Origin of the sequence: Peribacillus muralis (assembly GCF_001645685.2) — a bacterium.
Lineage (GTDB): Bacteria > Bacillota > Bacilli > Bacillales > DSM-1321 > Peribacillus > Peribacillus muralis_A.
On the sequence record NZ_CP017080.1, the window covers coordinates 4,323,770 to 4,340,452 of the forward strand.

Here is a 16,683-nt window from a genome sequence, read left to right on the forward strand (position 1 = left end):
CCAGCAATATCGCTGGCGCCCTGTTTTTCATATAAGTCACGATACTTTGGTCGCACCAAGTATTTCCTGTTCCAATTGTTTTGCCCGATCCAATTTCGTTGACTCGGACCATTCGAAATAGCCAGCCATATAGTCGATCACGGCACTTTTATGCGTCTGGACTAAATCGATATCGAATAACAGGGTCCCGGTCCTGCGGAAGAAGAAGTCGACCGGCGTCGCGGCCATTTCATGATCCAGGGCATATTTCAGCTGAACGTACAATTTTTTCGGCAGGCTTGTTTCCCCGTCCCGATTGCTTTTTGCGATATCGAATAATACAGGTGCATTAGACCCGTACATGGCCAATAGCTCCTCGGAATCCTTGACAGCGAGACCCGAGTCCACACCAGCTTGAACATGCTGCTTAATATAACTCGAGAAGTTTCTCGATCCCCCAACATCGCCCCCGGAAATCGGCATGCCCTTCGTATTGCTGGCAGGGTATGACTTATTGAGCTTCCCTGCCACAAGGTCAACCGTCGTTTTCGCCATTTTGCGGTAGCCAGTCAATTTTCCACCCGCTATCGTGATCAGTCCCGAATCGGACTCCCAAATTTCATCTTTACGGGATATTTCGGAAGGGTCCTTCCCTTCTTCAAGAATCAGCGGCCTTACTCCGGCCCAGCTCGATTCGATATCATCCTCGGAAATCTTCACCTGCGGAAACATATAATCAATCGCCTTCAATAAGTAAGCACGATCTGCCGACGTAATCGTCGGGACGGCAGGATTGCCATCATAAAAGGTATCCGTCGTGCCCACATAAGCCTTACCTGCTCTTGGGATGGCAAAGATCATCCGTCCATCGGGCGTATCAAAGTAAATCGCCTGCTTCAAGGGGAATTTCGATTGATCGATGACCACATGAACACCCTTTGATAACTTAAGCGTTTTCCCTTTTTTCGATTGATCTTTTTCGCGAATGGAATCCACCCATGGCCCTGCTGCATTAATGACCTTGTCTGCATTTATTTCATAAGAGGTCCCTGATAGTAAATCGGCAACCTGGACGCCAGACACCCTTCCGTTTTCATACAACAATTTATCCACGCGCGTATAATTGATCGGTGTCGCCCCTTTATTAACAGCAGCCTTCATGACCTCAATCGTCAGCCGGGCATCATCGGTCCGGTATTCAACATAGTACCCTCCGCCCTTCAAACCCTCTTTCTTCACTAACGGCTCACGAGCTAGCGTCTCATCTATCGAAAGCATTTTCCTGCGCTCGGCTTTTTTAACCCCTGCCAGAAAATCATATACCCGTAATCCAATGGAGGTACTGAATTTCCCAAAGGTGCCACCTTTGTGCATCGGCAGCAGCATCCATTCCGGCGTGGTCACATGCGGCCCATTCTCGTAAACGATTTCCCGCTCTTTGCCGACCTCGGCCACCATTTTTATTTCGAATTGCTTCAAATACCGCAAACCGCCATGAACAAGCTTAGTCGAACGGCTCGAAGTACCTGCCGCAAAGTCCTGCATCTCCACCAACGCCACCTTCATGCCTCGAGTCGCCGCATCCAAGGCAATGCCTGCACCGGTAATCCCCCCACCAATCACGAGCACATCATATTTTTCCTTATTCAGCAGCCCGATCGTTTCTTCCCGATATTTATTTGAAAACTTCATGCCTGACTCCTCCTTTAAGCTTGTTTATTAGTATATTTAGACGTTCACACGTCAGTTTGTGCTTATTCTTGTCAATTTGCGTCTTTTACTCGCCAATTTGCGCCTTTTACTCGCCAATTTGCTCCTTTTACTCGCCATTTCGCGCCTTTTACTCGCCATTTCGATACAGTTGGTTCATTTGTTCGGATAGTGGGTCTCTGTTATGGATATCAATACCCATAATCTGGCTTTTTGGAACAAAAAAGAGACCATAAATGCACATTATCGTCTACACGATAACGCATTCATGGTCTCTCCTGTTCTCCGGCCGAGTTATTAACTTGATTTCAGTATACCATACTGTATTGCATTTTAGAAAGGAATTGCTTCGTTTTTTATTTAAAGGCCATCGCCGCATGTACGGCTTTTTTCCAGCCTGTGTATAATTCTTCGCTTGTCTGCTCTTTCATAGCTGGTTTAAAGGTTTTGTCCACCGCCCATTGCCGGGAGATTTCTTCTTGATCCTTCCAGTATCCCACAGCAAGTCCAGCTAGATAGGCAGCTCCCAGTGCCGTCGTTTCGTTGATTGTCGGTCTTTCGACAGGCACTTGCAATAAGTCGCTTTGGAATTGCATCAGGAAATCATTCTTGACCGCCCCGCCATCGACTCTCAATGTCTGAAGCTCGATGCCTGAATCGGCTTCCATCGCGTCAAGGACATCTTTCGTTTGGTAGGCCAATGATTCAAGCGTGGCACGGATGAAATGTTCCTTGGAGGTACCGCGCGTCAATCCGAAAACGGCTCCCCGAACCTCACTGTCCCAATATGGAGTGCCGAGTCCTACAAAAGCGGGCACTACATATACCCCATCCGTACTTTCGACTCGTTTTGCATAGTCTTCGCTGTCCTTGGCATCATTCAGCATGCGCAGGCCATCACGCAGCCATTGGATGGCTGAGCCGGCTACGAATATGCTTCCTTCAAGGGCATATTCGACCTTCCCGTTCAATCCCCAAGCAAGCGTCGTCAATAGACCGTGCTCGGAGCTGACAGCCTTGGTTCCTGTATTCATGAGCATGAAGCAGCCTGTACCGTACGTGTTTTTGGCCATTCCTTCACTGAAGCAGGCTTGACCAAACATCGCTGCCTGCTGGTCACCGGCTGCTCCTGCAATCGGAATCGATTGACCGAAGAAGTGATACTCGATTGTACGTGCGTACTCTTCGGAAGAAGGCCTGACCTCCGGCAGCATTGATTTTGGAACGGTCAATATTTCCAATAATTCTTCATCCCATTTCAATTCATGGATATTGTACATCAATGTCCGTGAGGCATTGGAATAGTCCGTTACGTGAGCCTTGCCCCCTGAAAGCTTCCATATCAGCCAAGTATCGATGGTGCCGAATAATAGCTTGCCTTCTTCCGCACTTTGGCGTGCACCTTCCACATTATCGAGGATCCACTTCACTTTTGTACCGGAAAAATAGGCATCGATCAGCAATCCCGTCTTATCCCGGAATAGATCATTCAATCCCTTTTCCTTCAATTCGTCACAGATTTCGCTTGTTTGCCTTGACTGCCAGACAATCGCATTATAAACAGGCACTCCCGTTTCCTTATCCCAAACGACTGTCGTTTCACGCTGATTCGTGATCCCGATGCCGGCCACTTGCTCCGGCTTGACACCCGATTCCGACAGCACCCCGGCGATTACCGCTAGAATCGATCCCCAAATTTCATTGGCATTATGCTCGACCCAGCCTGGCTTAGGAAAATGCTGCGTGAATTCCTTTTGCGAAGAATGGACGATTTCTCCCTTTTGGTTAAATAAAATCGCCCGTGAACTTGTCGTTCCTTGATCTAAAGATAAAATATAGGTTTCCATAGTGAATGCCCTCCTTTAAATTAACTAGCGATATTCCTGCTTTCCATTTCATGCGCTTGTTTTTTTCCAAAAACATATGCTAGTGCCAATAGTATCACGCTTACTCCCAAAACTGACCAAAATCCTACTGTTATTTCCCCCAAGAAGAAGGCTTTATAACAAACGGCACCAAGGGAGCCTCCAACAATCGGACCAACGACCGGGATCCACGAGTAGCCCCAATTCGAGTTTCCTTTACCCGGTATCGGCAGCAAAAAGTGCGCGATGCGCGGTCCCAAATCCCGGGCCGGATTTATCGCATATCCTGTCGTGCCCCCAAGGGACATCCCGATCACGACGATCAATAGACCGACAGCGAATGGGTTCAGGCCTTCCGTGAAATTATTGGCCCCGATGAATAATAAGCCAAGGATAAGGATGAATGTCCCGATCATTTCACTTAATAGATTTGAAAAGGTATGAGGGATGGCAGGTGCCGTTGCAAACACACCGAGCTTCGCACCTGGATCTTCAGTAGCCTTCCAGTGTGGTAAATAATGAAAGAATACTAGTGCCGCTCCCAGGATCGCTCCAATCAGTTGAGCGGCGATATAAATCGGCACATCACTCCAAGGGAATTCCCCAATGATGGCAAACCCTATTGTGACCGCTGGGTTTAGATGAGCACCGCTTATCGAGCCGACAGCAAAAACGCCCATCGTAACCGCCAATCCCCAGGCAATGGTAGTAACGATCCAACCCGCGTCCTTAGCATACGAACCCTTCAAGGTTGACCCTGCACCGATACCTGCACCGAATAAAATCAAAATCATGGTGCCTACTAATTCTCCCCAAAATGGTGTCATGAAAAAAACCTCTCCCTCAATGAATTGTAAAACTTTGTAAACAAATAAAAGGAGATCCACAGCAGAACTACCATCATAATGAATCATGATTAGCTCTGTTGTGAATCTCCCAGTCTCCGTCACATATATTAACTTGTAATTTACAATATACTAGGTTATGAAAACGCTGTCAAACAATATATGAAAAATCATTCTATTAATTTTATATTTTTTTCGTGTCCGTACGAATCAAACGATATCCCATAACTCGGTTTTGGAAGTCGTAATGGCCGAGGCGCCTGCCTCAAGGGCATTCAAGACTTCCTCCGAAGTCCGGATAAGTCCTCCTGCAAAAATCGGTGTTTGTAACCGCTCCTTCACTTCCTTTATCATCCATGGCATCGCGCCCGGCAGCACCTCAATGAAATCCGGCTTGGTTTTCTGCACAAGCTTATAGCTTTTCTCCAGCGCATGTGAGTCTATTAAAAAAATCCGCTGGATGGCAATGACACCCTTTTGCTTCGCTTTCAAGATAACACTTGTTTTGGTGGAAATCAGCCCATAAGGATTATACTCCTGACAAATGAATTCCGTCGCGTATTCATCACTTCTTATGCCATGAATCAAATCGACATGGTAAATCATTTTCTTATTATGCTGCTTTGCCATCATACTTACATTCTTCAATTGCGAGATATGCAGATCCAGAAAAACCCCTATTTCATATGGACTTTCCAGGAATCTTTCGAAATCCTTCATGCTTGCCGAGGCAGGCAAAATCTTCTGATCCACTCATTTCCCCCCTTATCTTCGGAAAAAATTCCTAACTTTTAGTAATTTAGTATATTTTATAGAACTTGATTTATCAAACACATTTTCCCTATCAAGGTGTCCTTGCACCACCATACCCGAAGGTCGATTTTATAGCGAGGGTAACCGTCATAAGGAAAGGTTCATTTTCAGGCCGCCATCGACCAACTCACATGATTTGATCGTACCTACCGGGATTTTCCTGACAATGCTCCAGGCATTCATATTCATCTTGATCCTTCTTTGATCATATTCGAATAAGGGCGGTCTGTTAAAAAGCTTTTGATTGATGAAGCTTTTATCGATCGGCTTCAATTCCAGCAATTCAAATGTTATCGTCCTTTTTTCCACTATGATCGGCTTTAATGCCAGCCGGAAGGATACCTTTTTCTTGAACATCATTTTCTTCAGCTCGGTCGTTCCCCAAAGGGCAATATGCTCTGGCGTAATCTCGACTTGGATATCTTGCTCATTCATATGCTTTTTTATCATTTTCTCCAGCATGGCTGCCGTCAGCATGATCGGTATGCCCTTCCCAAAAATAGTGGATATATCGAATCCATTCACTTCGGTTTCCCCCTCTAGACGCTTCCGAGCATCGGTAATAGCATATGCCCGTTCGGATTTCATGTTCATCCCCCGCCCCTCTCAATAATCGGTATATTCTAAATTTTTAAGCTTCAGCTCTTGACCTTTAGAACAACTGCCTGTATAGTCATACTTAATTTAATAGACAACTCTTATCCAGAGAGGTGGAGGGACTGGCCCTTTGATACCTCAGCAACAGACTTTCTATGTACTGTGCTAATTCCAGAAGTGTAAAGCTTGAAGATAAGAAGAGTACATGAACTTGTTGCCAAAACCTCTTCTTATCTTCAAGAAGAGGTTTTTTATTTTATAAAGGGAAAGAAGGAATGCAGCATGTCAATCACCTTAACAAAAGCACCATTCAGGGCGGATCACGTCGGAAGTTTATTAAGACCCGATCGCATACATCTGGCCCGAAAGCAATATAAGGATGGGGACCTCTCGGCTGGGGGACTCCGTGAAATTGAAACCGAAGAAATCAAACGGATCGTCGATAAGCAAATCGAAGTTGGCTTGGAGGTCGTCACCGACGGGGAATTCAGACGCACCTGGTGGCACTTTGACTTCCTTGAGAATTTGACTGGCATTGAGGGATACGTAACTGAAAAAGGACTGACATTCGATGGTGTCGAAACGGAGAGATACAACGTTCGCAACATCGGGAAGATTTCATTCAACCCTGACCATCCCTTCCTAAACGATTTTATCGAATTGAACAAAATCGTCGACGGACGTGCCGTCGCCAAACAGACGATTCCCAGTCCCAATCAATTATTTGCTGCCGGGGTACATAATGAAGAAATCTACCCTGATATCGAGGATTATGCAAATGATATCATCAAAGCCTACCAGGATGCTTTAAAAGCCTTTTATGAGGCAGGTGTGCGTTATCTTCAGCTGGATGATGTGTATATTGCCAGACTTTCCGCTCCTGATTTCCAGTTCAAGGATGGAAAATATACACGGGAGCAGTTGATCGATTTGGCTCTGCGTGTCATCAATGGCTCCTTGGAGGGTAAACCAGACGATTTGATCATCACGACACATCTATGTCGCGGGAACTATCAGTCAGCCTGGGCCTTCGAAGGCAGCTATGCCCGCATTGCCCCGACATTATTGGCAAAAGAAAAAGTGGATGGGTTTTTCCTCGAATATGACGATAACCGCTCCGGTGATTTCAAACCATTGGAACATATCCCAGCTGGCGGGGCGAAGGTCGTGCTTGGCGTCGTCACGTCCAAAAATGGAGAGATCGAAGACAAGGAAGCCATCAAGGCGCGCATTAAAGAAGCCTCGCATATCGTTCCGCTCGAACAATTATGCCTAAGCCCGCAATGCGGATTCGCTTCCACCCATCATGGCAATAAGCTCACCGAAGAACAACAATGGGAAAAGTTGAAATTCATTGTCGAGGTAGCAAAAGAAGTCTGGGCATGATTCTTTCAAAAAGGCCAGTCGCCCATAAGGGACTGGCCTCTGTTTGTAGTCGAAAGTGCGAATGAATTACAGGCTGGTTCCCAGCGAGTGTTCCTTACCCGACAGGCCGGAGAGATCATAAGGCGACCCGCCGCAATCTCAATTCGCAACATATCATGAAAACGCGATCTGGCTTTCTATATAGGCATCAGTTATTCCATTGTTATTTAGGTTTAAGAGGGCTGCACAAAATCAACACCACTACAATTTATCCTTTCCACTCTCGCATAGCTTCTCGGGAAACCGCGACCCATATGGCCATCGGCACTAGCGTTGAAATAAAAACCATGTTTCATACACCTCCCAGCCTCAAGCTGCATTACCTCCATTTTAAAACAAAGAAGATGGAAGCGGGCGTTCGTGACTGCCGCGGGAAAGCGCGTCTATAGGACCCGCCCGTGGATAAGGGAGGTAACGTCCAAATAATACAAGCATAAAAAAATGTAGACAATCTCGATTTTCATCGGGTTCGTCTACATTCTAAGGTCAGTCCCTTTTCGCTGCATTGCTATTGCGAAACATTTTCTCTTATACGTGAAACAAGCTCCTCGAGCCATTCGGCTGTATGCTGTGCTCGGCTGTATGAATGCTCTTTAATGAAATTATATCCCAAATATTTATCGGAATCCTCATCAACCGTCTGGTCAAAGCTTAAATACGTTTCCCATGCCAACCGATGCTCTTCGATTTTACGCTCTAGGATTGCAAGCACTTTTCGGCTATCCACATGCTTGATATACGTGAGTGCAATATACATATCCGTGATTTGCGAGGCTTTTTCGAACGTTTGATAAATCCTTTTTACTAATTCTTCCCTTCCCTTTTCCGTAATTTGATACACATGCTTATCTGGACGGTTCTCTTCCTTTATCGTTTCAACCGGCTCGATAAACCGATTGGCAGCAAGCTTGTCAAAATGATAATACAATTTACTTTCGGTAATGCCGGTAAATTTATCAATTGGAATCGGTTCGGATAATTTTTTTTTCAACATATACGGATAGCTTTTTTCTTCAGCTAAAATACCCAGGATATAAATTTGAATTGACACGGTTAAAACTCCCTTCAATCGTCACCTGTCCATATTTTATCAAACTAAAGCCTTCATTTCAGCTGCAAGTCGGTCGGTCTCTTCCATCTTTAGCGGTGACTCCTTATGGCGCACTGCCACGATCGTGATATTGATGAGCAACGCAGCTGCCCCCACCAACAACATCATTACATGCGCATGGGAGGCGTCTCCACCCCCATACATGATCGCGAAGTCTGCTTGTATCGAATAATACATGGGTGAAATATAGCTTAGCCACTGATATGGTGCATACATCATTTCCCGTGTGATTGCAGCCCCATTGGCAATGGTTTGCATAAGCAGGATTGGCATATTCAAGATCATCCCGCCTTCACCGACCAACAGGATGAAGATGGATGTAAATTGCCAGCATGCATAATAGCCAAGTGCATGATGTCCCCATAATATAAAGAAGGTTTCAAGTCCATGCCCTTGTACGGCATAGGTGATACCAAGACCGACTGCCGGTGCTACGACCGCAATCAAAAGCGCCGCAAGCTGCATGTAGCCAAACAGCCTCCACTTGCCTGCCTTCCCTTTGCTTTCATTGAACGCAGCCCCTAATTGCATCGCCCCAATCATCGCTCCTACATATGCCGCCATCGTTAAAAACATCGGCGCCATCCCATTATGCATTCCTGCTGGGATTTTGTTGATTTTCACCGTATTTGCACTAAATTGATGCTGCATCGCTGAAGCCATTTCTCCCGCTTTTTCTTCTGGCACATTAAAATTCATTAATACGCCTTTGGCATATTGAGCTGAAAACTGTTCGTTTAGCGTTGACTCGATTTGCGCTACAACAGAATCCATTGTAGACGTGACGATTGTCGGCCCCGCTTCATTGATTGTAAAATCGATGCTTGATACTCCTTTGCCACTCTCGACATTCCCGGAAAAAGATTCCGGAATACGAACAACTAACTTCACATCATTTTTATCCAATTGCTTTAATGCCTGTTTATTTGTTAAATCCGTTTTTATTTCATCAAAAGGAAGATTCTTTCCTAATTGGGCTGCAATCGTCGCACCTATTTCACCTGCATCCTCATTAACGATCGCGACTGGCATTTGATCGATATTGGCTGGCATTGCCGAATAGCCAGGCATAAATGAGCCCAGCATGGCGATCTGATAAAAAATCCCCATAAAGATGGCTCCGATAGCTCCCTTTGTTTTCAAAAAATCTATAAATTTCATATTTCTCATCCTATACTTTTATTTTAGCACTTTAATTAAAGTACTTTTTTTATTATACATTTTTCCTTTTGAAATACAAGCTTTAATCATCAGCTTTGCACGTAGTTCACATGAATGACCAAGGTTTCAAGAGGAAATTAGCGGATGATAAAGTAAGGAAAATCAAAAAAAGAACGAGCATCATGCACGTTCCTTTACTTGCAGTTATCTTCATCTTCAATTTTCTTCATGAATAGGTCATCCGTCACTTTGTCTTCCAGCTTATTCCGCAAGGCCAATTCGGCCGCCTTCCCATCACTGGGCGACCCGTCAGAGAAATACATCGGAAATAAAGAGAAAAACATGATATAGAAGGAGAAATAGATGAATTGGTACCATATTACCGAACTTTCTAAAATCTTCTGGTAGACGAGGCTATATACGATAAGCATCGTGACCAAATTAAAGATCGATCCACCCAAATAAATGAACATATTCGTCAATCGATTATCATGCTTCAGTCCCTTGAACTCACATGCTCCATTCCAAAAATAATATTTCCGTACCTCCATATTCCAAAAGGAGAAAAGCTTATTGCCACAGCCTATCACGATTTTCTTTTCCACCCCTCCGAAAATCGTAACGAAGAAGATGTGCCCGCTCAAATGAATTAGCGTAACGATGGGCATGATCAAGAAAAAGGAAAAAAGAAATTTCACGATATCATATAGACCAAAAATAAATTATCCCCCCCAGCATCCCCTTTACAGGTACAGGAATGATTACTTTGATACCCGTACGAGATTCATGATTAACTAGAAATTTTTCACAGCAAAAAAAAAGCGATCACGCTCCAAGGAGATTGATCGCCCCAATAATCTTGGACTACCGGGATTCTTGTCGGGAGGTACGCAGGATCTCTTCGTTGTTATGCCCTGGTTTAAGACCTGCATGCTTATATTCAGGGGTGAAAACGGAGGTTTTGATCGGGCAGGCCATTTGTTTTTGTAGGTTCCCTTGATCGTCAGGTACTTCGACGATCATCTCCCGCTGCTGTAATTGGGGGTGCTCGGCGGCCTCGGCAAAGGTCAGCACCGGTTCCGCGCAGGCGTCGGAATCAGCGAATATGTGCTGCCATTGCTGAAAATCCTTTGTCAGGAAAACTTGCTGGACGGCTTTTTTAAAGGCGATACCGCTCTCTTTGCTGCTGTCCATGCTCATTTCATACAATTCCGGTTTCCCGATTGCATCGCATAATGCTCGTTTAAATGGAGGTTCCAAGCTTCCTATCGAAAAATAACGTCCATCCTTCGTTTCATAAAAGTCATAAAAAGATCCGCCGTTTAACATCATTTCTTCCGGTTCAAGCTCAAGCCCCTGTTGTAAATGAAGGGGGGCGGATATAGCATTCAATGCAAAGCTGCAATCGGTCATGCTAATGTCGATGGCCTGGCCGAATCCGGTTCTATCCCTGTAAGTGACAGCAGACAATATGCCGATCACTGCATGCAGTGATCCTCCCGCAAGGTCGGCAATCTGCGTTCCGTTTTTTGCCGGACCTTCCTTTTTCGTACCGGAATAGCTTGCTAAACCAGCAATCGAAATATAATTGATGTCATGGCCCGCACGGTCTTTATAAGGACCAGTCTGTCCATATCCCGTAATTGAACAGTAAATCACCTTTGGGTTGATTCGTTTTAAAGCCTCATACCCAAGTCCTAATCGTTCCATGACACCTGGCCGGAATTGCTCGACGACGATATCGTACTCCTTGACTAGGTTTTTTACGGATTCGATGGACTCAGGCTGTTTTAAATCAAGGGTGATCGATTTCTTCGACCTGTTCAAGTATTGTTCGACTCCCCATAAGTCCCTCGCTCCCGGTCTCTCCACCTTCAAAACGTCCGCTCCCAAATCCGCCAGCATCAAAGTGGCAAAGGGACCTGGCAGCAACGTGGAAAAATCCAATACTTTCAAATGAGTCAATAAGGTCATCAGCCGTGCACATCCTTTTCTATCGGTTGGATACCTTCAATCGATTAAAATTTGGATCACCCTGCTCTTTCCCACTGCTGCCCTGTTCGTATCTATAAAGTGTATGCTTATCATATATTACATTTGAATATATATCCATAAATTCACATAAAAAGCCGGACATCCTATCAGGATTGTCCGGCAAGTTTCCTATATGCTTGTTCAATCGTATTTTTTGTCAAAATCAAACTTGACTTCATCAAGTTTAACGAATTTCGTTTTCCTTATCAGTTTATATCCAAACCACAAACCAAGGAAAAGCGGGATTCCCAGGTATGCAGCGACAACACTGCCCCAATCGATATGGTCTGAAAAAAAGGCTTGGATATTTTGCGACAGAATGACGATCAAGCCAATCAGGATGGCAAAAATGGGGCCAATCGGGAACCACAGGGCTCTATATGGCAACTTATCCAATGAGTGCCCTTGTGAGATGTAAGCTTTTCGGAAACGGTAATGGCTGATGGAAATACCAAGCCAAAAGATGAACCCGGTTATTCCAATCGCATTCATCAACCAGATGTACACCTTGCCGTCTCCGAATATGGAAGCTAAAAAGGCAAGCATACCAATCGCACACGTCAAAACCATTCCTGCAACCGGAACTCCGCGTTTATTCAGTTTTGCAAAAATGCGCGGTGCCTGTCCATCCTTAGCCATTGAATATAACATCCTCGTCGATGCATACAAGCTGGAGTTACCCGCTGACAAAACAGCCGTCAATATGACTGCATTCATCAGTGAAGCGGCAAAGGCGATTCCAGCCTTTTCAAATATGAGCGTGAATGGACTTACCATAACGTTGTCCCCTTGCAAACTCGGGTTCGTATAAGGAATGAGCAGTCCTATCACAAAGATTGCCAAGACGTAGAAGAGAAGGATCCTCCAAAAAACACTTTTAATCGCCTTCGGTATATTCCGTGCTGGATCCTCACTTTCACCGGCAGCCACACCGACGATTTCGGTACCTTGAAAAGAAAAGCCAGCTGCAATGAATACGATGAAAACGCCCATGAAACCACCAGGGAAAGGTGCGTCATCGATCGTGAAGTTCTTGAAACCTACTGCTTCTCCACCCATGATGCCGACAATCATCAGAATTCCCACGACGATAAAAATGACGATGGCCGTTACTTTTATGAACGAAAACCAGTATTCCCCTTCGCCATATCCCTTAACGGATAAATAGTTCAATAGGAATATGAGCACCAGGAATGATGAGCTCCACAACAATGATGGACTATTCGGAAACCAAAATTTCATGATCATCGTCGAAGCTGCCAGCTCGGCGGCTATCGTCATGGACCAGTTAAACCAGTACGTCCATCCTAATGCAAAACCGAACGCCGGATCGACGAATTTCGATCCATAGGTGCTGAATGAGCCGCTTGTCGGCATGAAGGCCGCAAGTTCTCCCAAGCTTGTCATCACGAAGTACACCATCGCCCCGACCAACGCATAAGCAAGCAATGCGCCGCCAGGTCCAGCCGTATGGATGGCTGCACCGCTGCTAAGAAATAACCCGGTACCGATTGCCCCTCCAATGGAAATCATCGTCAAATGCCTGGATTTCAAACCGCGCTTCAATCCCGGTTCTTCTTCGTGCTGTGGAGGATGTTGCAAGATGTCATTTTCATGTTTTGGTAGCATAAGCTTTCATCCCTTTCTATACAAGCGCTTACATATATGGGGAAATCCATTTAATAAATTTTCCTATTTCATGAACCTTCAAATAGACCTAATTTACAATTCGAATATTCCTTTTCTGAATATATGCAATTTTCATGCCAAAATCATCAACCGCACCACACAACAGCCCGATTAAAAATACGACTTCTAAAGACGAATTATTTTGCACTTGACGCCATGATTCTTTGCACTTTACGCCAGGAATTTTTGCAGGTTGAAAGAATGTGGAATCTATTGATCGTTTCCTTACAGACCTTCCATTTGGAAATATCTAAAATATTACTAGAGGAATACTTAGAAATAAATTAGCTACTAAAAACCATTTTTCACCATTTTTATCCTTAAAATGTCAACTTTTTCACCCTTTTTCACCATTTGATAATAAAATCAAATGATGCAAAAATAAGGTATTCTTATGAAGGAGTTGAGTGTTATGAAAGGTAAGGTATTTTTAGGAACGGCTTTATCCGTTGGTCTATTATTTTCTGCTATTCCCCACCAAGAAGCTTTAGCGGCAAAAAACGTGTTGAGTGTTGAGAAGTATAATAAGCACAAAGATTCGCTAGAGTTCAAGTCTGGTAAGCTTACAGATCCATCGAAGCAAACCGCAGAAGATATCATTCTTACCTTTTTTGATAAAAATACAAAGTCTTACAAGCTAGAAAATCAAAAGGCGAAAGACTCCTTCACTATCCAGAAAGAAAGCAAGGATGAACTTGGCAATACCGTCGTAAGACTGCAACAAACCTATAAAGGCGTGCCTGTCTGGAATTCTACACAGGCTGTATTGATTGACGCAAAAGGTGTATTGTCAGTCGTGTCCGGTACGGTTGAAGCCAACCTGAACACTAAATTGGGGAAAAAAGCTAAAAAAGGCATCAGTAAAACAGAAGCCATTAAAATAGCTGAAAAAGATCTTGGGTTCACTCCTGCCTACGACAAAGCCCCTGAATCAGAGCTGTATGTATACGCAAGCGGCGATAAGGCCGATTACGTTTACAAGGTTAATTTGAATTTCTTGAGTCCGGAACCAGGCAATCATAACTATTTCATATCAGTCAAAACAGGTGAAATCCTGAATAAATACAATACCCTCGATGAAGTGACCGGTACCAATGCCGTCGGATCGGGCACAGGTGTCCTAAATAATGCCGTATCACCATTGAACACGACCTTATCCAGCGGTAAATACTACTTACAGGACAATACTCGCGGCCAAGGCATCTTCACTTATAATGCCAATAACAAATCGAGCCTGCCTGGCACACTTATGTCCAATACGACCAACGCTTTTACGACTTCCACCGATAAAGCGGCCGTGGATGCTCATTTTTATGCAGGCAAAACCTATGATTATTACAAATCGACTTTTGGACGCAACTCCTATGATGGAAATGGGACAAGCCTGAAATCGACCGTACATTACGGCTCCAAATACAATAATGCCTTCTGGGACGGAACGCAAATGGTTTACGGTGATGGAGACGGCACGACGTTCATCGCATTGTCCGGCGGCTTGGATGTTGTTGCACATGAGCTGACTCATGCCGTGACTTCCAGTGAATCCAATTTGACGTATCAAAATGAGTCCGGCGCTTTGAACGAAGCCATTTCTGATATTTTTGGTACAGTTGTAGAATTCAAGACACAAAGCTCCAAAGCGGATTACCTGATCGGCGAAGATATTTACACGCCTAACATTTCCGGCGATGCTCTCCGTTCGATGGCAGATCCAACCTTGAATGGTGACCCTGACCATTACTCGAACCGTTATACGGGATCGGCTGACAATGGCGGTGTTCATACGAATAGCGGAATCATCAACAAAGCGGCTTATCTGATTTCTGCAGGAGGCACTCACCATGGAGTGACCGTATCAGGAATCGGCATTGATAAACTAGGGACGATCTTTTACCGGGCAAACACGACCTACCTAACTTCTTCGTCCAATTTTTCTCAAGCAAGAGCTGCGGTCGTACAAGCAGCTTCCGATTTATACGGCTCAACCAGCGCAGAGACGACTGCTGTCAAAAATGCCTTTACAGCAGTCGGTGTGAATTAAAAAAACCTATCACCCTAACCAAAACCTCCCTAGCTGCACCTTTAGCGGGAGGTTTTTTCCTATGTATCACTTGTCACCGGGAACGATATTCGGCCGATTGGCGCGGGATTTTGGCCGGTTCACGCGTTTTCCGGCCGTTTCTCGACTTATTTCCGGCCAATCGAACCGATTTTCCGGCCGTTCCTCGACTTATTCCGGCCGGTCGAACCGATTTTCCGGCCGTTCCTGCTTTTTTCGGCCGGTCGAACCGATTTTCCGGCCGTTCCTCGACTTTTTCCGGCCGGTCGAACCGATTTTCCGGCCGTTCCTCGACTTATTCCGGCCGGTCGACTCAATTTTCCGGCCGTTCCTCGACTTTTTCCGGCCGGTCGAACCGATTTTCCGGCCGTTCCTCTCTTTTTCCGGCCGGTCGAACCGATTTTCCGGCAGTTCCTCGACTTTTTCCGGCCGGTCGAACCGATTTTCCAGCCTTCTCCATGATTGTTCATTCTCCGTGCCGATGCATATGAATTAAAGCTGGCAAAGCAGGTAGAATATGATTAATTCCGCAAAATAGTTGCTTTTCTCCCTATTAACTGTCAAGCTAAGATAATCAATAGAACAAGTAGGTGACGAACATGATTGAAGTTAAAACTTCCACACTCAGTGATGGTGAGTTCAATAGAGGCGTATTCGCGACACAGGACATTAAAAAAGGGGAGCTTTTGCATGAAGCACCTGTCATTGCTTACCCGAACGAGGAGCATGTTTTCATAGAGAAAACGTTGCTGGCTGATTATGCATTTGAGTATGGCATCAATCATACCGCCATGCTTTTAGGTTACGGCATGCTGTTTAATCACTCTTATACACCCAATGCCACGTATGACATAAATTTTAAGAATCACACGTTTGATTTCTTTGCTTACACCGATATAAAAGCAGGAGAAGAAATCCTGATCAATTATAATGGTGAGGTCGATAACGAGGATCCGCTTTGGTTCAATAAAGAAAACGACGGTGAAGATGAAACGGAATGACCATCCAGGAAAGCACTTTTGCTTTTGAGTCCTATCAAGGGCACTCAAGAGAAACGGGTGCTTTTTTTTTGAATCATGGTCATGTGTGCACTATAAAGGCAAAAAAGCCCCATTGAGCATGCACGCACATATGGCGGGCATCCCTCAATGGGGTTTTCGGCCCTTAATGGGCAGATGAGTTACTTGTTTTTGATTTTGTTATGGATTGGAGTTGGCTCTTGACCTTTTCAATGGTTTCTGGTGTGGCTAAGGATTTGATTTGGCTCATGGTTTTCTCACGAGTTTTCTTATTGCGCATTAAATATGCGGCAGCTCCTATCACGACGGTTCCAATCACTTTGTTTGATGGCATTTGAGTTTCCTCCTTTTGGTTAGTTACTATATAGCATTCCCT

The 16,683-nt window shown here is 44.8% G+C and carries 15 protein-coding genes and 1 riboswitch; of the genes, 3 read left to right on the forward strand and 12 right to left on the reverse strand.

Going from position 1 to position 16,683, the window contains the following annotated elements; all coding sequences use genetic code 11:
* Positions 1–36: 36 nt before the first annotated feature.
* The 5 genes from ABE28_RS21015 to ABE28_RS21035 form a co-directional block, all read right to left on the reverse strand.
* The gene (locus tag ABE28_RS21015) at positions 37–1,671 is read right to left on the reverse strand and encodes a glycerol-3-phosphate dehydrogenase/oxidase (RefSeq protein WP_064462499.1); all 1,635 of its coding nucleotides are present in this window, start codon (positions 1,669–1,671) and stop codon (positions 37–39) included.
* Positions 1,672–2,045: 374 nt separating this feature from the next.
* On the reverse strand, positions 2,046–3,536 hold the full coding sequence (gene glpK, locus ABE28_RS21020) for a glycerol kinase GlpK (protein ID WP_064462498.1): 1,491 nt from the start codon (positions 3,534–3,536) through the stop codon (positions 2,046–2,048).
* 20 nt (positions 3,537–3,556) lie between these two features.
* The gene (locus ABE28_RS21025; RefSeq protein ID WP_064462516.1) at positions 3,557–4,381 is read right to left on the reverse strand and encodes an MIP/aquaporin family protein; all 825 of its coding nucleotides are present in this window, start codon (positions 4,379–4,381) and stop codon (positions 3,557–3,559) included.
* Between the two features lie 228 nt (positions 4,382–4,609).
* A complete protein-coding gene (locus tag ABE28_RS21030) occupies positions 4,610–5,152 on the reverse strand; it encodes a glycerol-3-phosphate responsive antiterminator (RefSeq protein ID WP_083232183.1) in 543 nt (180 codons plus the stop codon).
* Positions 5,153–5,299: 147 nt separating this feature from the next.
* The gene (locus tag ABE28_RS21035; RefSeq protein ID WP_069191723.1) at positions 5,300–5,806 is read right to left on the reverse strand and encodes a hypothetical protein; all 507 of its coding nucleotides are present in this window, start codon (positions 5,804–5,806) and stop codon (positions 5,300–5,302) included.
* A gap of 101 nt (positions 5,807–5,907) precedes the next feature.
* Positions 5,908–6,008: riboswitch (SAM riboswitch) on the forward strand.
* Between the two features lie 83 nt (positions 6,009–6,091).
* Here ABE28_RS21035 and ABE28_RS21040 point away from each other — a divergent pair.
* On the forward strand, positions 6,092–7,195 hold the full coding sequence (locus tag ABE28_RS21040; RefSeq protein WP_064462514.1) for a 5-methyltetrahydropteroyltriglutamate--homocysteine S-methyltransferase: 1,104 nt from the start codon (positions 6,092–6,094) through the stop codon (positions 7,193–7,195).
* A 547-nt stretch (positions 7,196–7,742) separates the two neighbouring features.
* Here ABE28_RS21040 and ABE28_RS21045 read toward each other — a convergent pair.
* From ABE28_RS21045 to ABE28_RS21065, 5 genes are all read right to left on the reverse strand, one after another.
* The gene (locus tag ABE28_RS21045; protein WP_064462496.1) at positions 7,743–8,285 is read right to left on the reverse strand and encodes a PadR family transcriptional regulator; all 543 of its coding nucleotides are present in this window, start codon (positions 8,283–8,285) and stop codon (positions 7,743–7,745) included.
* A gap of 39 nt (positions 8,286–8,324) precedes the next feature.
* Positions 8,325–9,506, reverse strand: coding sequence for a YhgE/Pip domain-containing protein (locus ABE28_RS21050; RefSeq protein ID WP_064462495.1), 1,182 nt, complete (start codon positions 9,504–9,506; stop codon positions 8,325–8,327).
* Between the two features lie 194 nt (positions 9,507–9,700).
* The gene (locus tag ABE28_RS21055) at positions 9,701–10,204 is read right to left on the reverse strand and encodes a hypothetical protein (RefSeq protein ID WP_257390654.1); all 504 of its coding nucleotides are present in this window, start codon (positions 10,202–10,204) and stop codon (positions 9,701–9,703) included.
* 166 nt (positions 10,205–10,370) lie between these two features.
* On the reverse strand, positions 10,371–11,480 hold the full coding sequence (locus ABE28_RS21060) for a CaiB/BaiF CoA transferase family protein (RefSeq protein WP_064462493.1): 1,110 nt from the start codon (positions 11,478–11,480) through the stop codon (positions 10,371–10,373).
* Positions 11,481–11,681: 201 nt separating this feature from the next.
* The gene (locus tag ABE28_RS21065; protein WP_306807344.1) at positions 11,682–13,073 is read right to left on the reverse strand and encodes an amino acid permease; all 1,392 of its coding nucleotides are present in this window, start codon (positions 13,071–13,073) and stop codon (positions 11,682–11,684) included.
* A gap of 568 nt (positions 13,074–13,641) precedes the next feature.
* Between ABE28_RS21065 and ABE28_RS21070 the strand changes: the two genes are divergently transcribed.
* Complete coding sequence (locus ABE28_RS21070) at positions 13,642–15,270, forward strand: M4 family metallopeptidase (RefSeq protein ID WP_064462491.1); 1,629 nt, start codon at positions 13,642–13,644, stop codon at positions 15,268–15,270.
* Positions 15,271–15,416: 146 nt separating this feature from the next.
* Here ABE28_RS21070 and ABE28_RS21075 read toward each other — a convergent pair whose 3' ends face one another.
* The gene (locus ABE28_RS21075; protein WP_064462490.1) at positions 15,417–15,758 is read right to left on the reverse strand and encodes a hypothetical protein; all 342 of its coding nucleotides are present in this window, start codon (positions 15,756–15,758) and stop codon (positions 15,417–15,419) included.
* A 129-nt stretch (positions 15,759–15,887) separates the two neighbouring features.
* On the opposite strand from ABE28_RS21075, the gene ABE28_RS21080 reads away from it, so the two are divergent.
* Positions 15,888–16,289, forward strand: coding sequence for an SET domain-containing protein (locus tag ABE28_RS21080; protein WP_064462489.1), 402 nt, complete (start codon positions 15,888–15,890; stop codon positions 16,287–16,289).
* Positions 16,290–16,452: 163 nt separating this feature from the next.
* On the opposite strand, the gene ABE28_RS21085 is transcribed toward ABE28_RS21080, so the two are convergent.
* On the reverse strand, positions 16,453–16,641 hold the full coding sequence (locus ABE28_RS21085; RefSeq protein WP_064462488.1) for a hypothetical protein: 189 nt from the start codon (positions 16,639–16,641) through the stop codon (positions 16,453–16,455).
* Between the last annotated feature and the right edge of the window lie 42 nt (positions 16,642–16,683).

Excerpts from the sequence above, each read along its gene's own strand:
- ABE28_RS21015 (WP_064462499.1), bottom strand. The coding sequence starts at position 1,671 with ATGAAGTTTTCAAATAAATATCGGGAAGAAACGATCGGGCTGCTGAAT.
- ABE28_RS21080 (WP_064462489.1), top strand. The coding sequence starts at position 15,888 with ATGATTGAAGTTAAAACTTCCACACTCAGTGATGGTGAGTTCAATAGA.
- ABE28_RS21075 (WP_064462490.1), bottom strand. The coding sequence starts at position 15,758 with ATGAACAATCATGGAGAAGGCTGGAAAATCGGTTCGACCGGCCGGAAA.
- ABE28_RS21065 (WP_306807344.1), bottom strand. The coding sequence starts at position 13,073 with ATGATTTCCATTGGAGGGGCAATCGGTACCGGGTTATTTCTTAGCAGC.
- ABE28_RS21050 (WP_064462495.1), bottom strand. The coding sequence starts at position 9,506 with ATGAAATTTATAGATTTTTTGAAAACAAAGGGAGCTATCGGAGCCATC.
- ABE28_RS21060 (WP_064462493.1), bottom strand. The coding sequence starts at position 11,480 with ATGACCTTATTGACTCATTTGAAAGTATTGGATTTTTCCACGTTGCTG.
- ABE28_RS21035 (WP_069191723.1), bottom strand. The coding sequence starts at position 5,806 with ATGAACATGAAATCCGAACGGGCATATGCTATTACCGATGCTCGGAAG.
- ABE28_RS21025 (WP_064462516.1), bottom strand. The coding sequence starts at position 4,381 with ATGACACCATTTTGGGGAGAATTAGTAGGCACCATGATTTTGATTTTA.
- ABE28_RS21040 (WP_064462514.1), top strand. The coding sequence starts at position 6,092 with ATGTCAATCACCTTAACAAAAGCACCATTCAGGGCGGATCACGTCGGA.
- glpK (WP_064462498.1), bottom strand. The coding sequence starts at position 3,536 with ATGGAAACCTATATTTTATCTTTAGATCAAGGAACGACAAGTTCACGG.
- ABE28_RS21085 (WP_064462488.1), bottom strand. The coding sequence starts at position 16,641 with ATGCCATCAAACAAAGTGATTGGAACCGTCGTGATAGGAGCTGCCGCA.
- ABE28_RS21070 (WP_064462491.1), top strand. The coding sequence starts at position 13,642 with ATGAAAGGTAAGGTATTTTTAGGAACGGCTTTATCCGTTGGTCTATTA.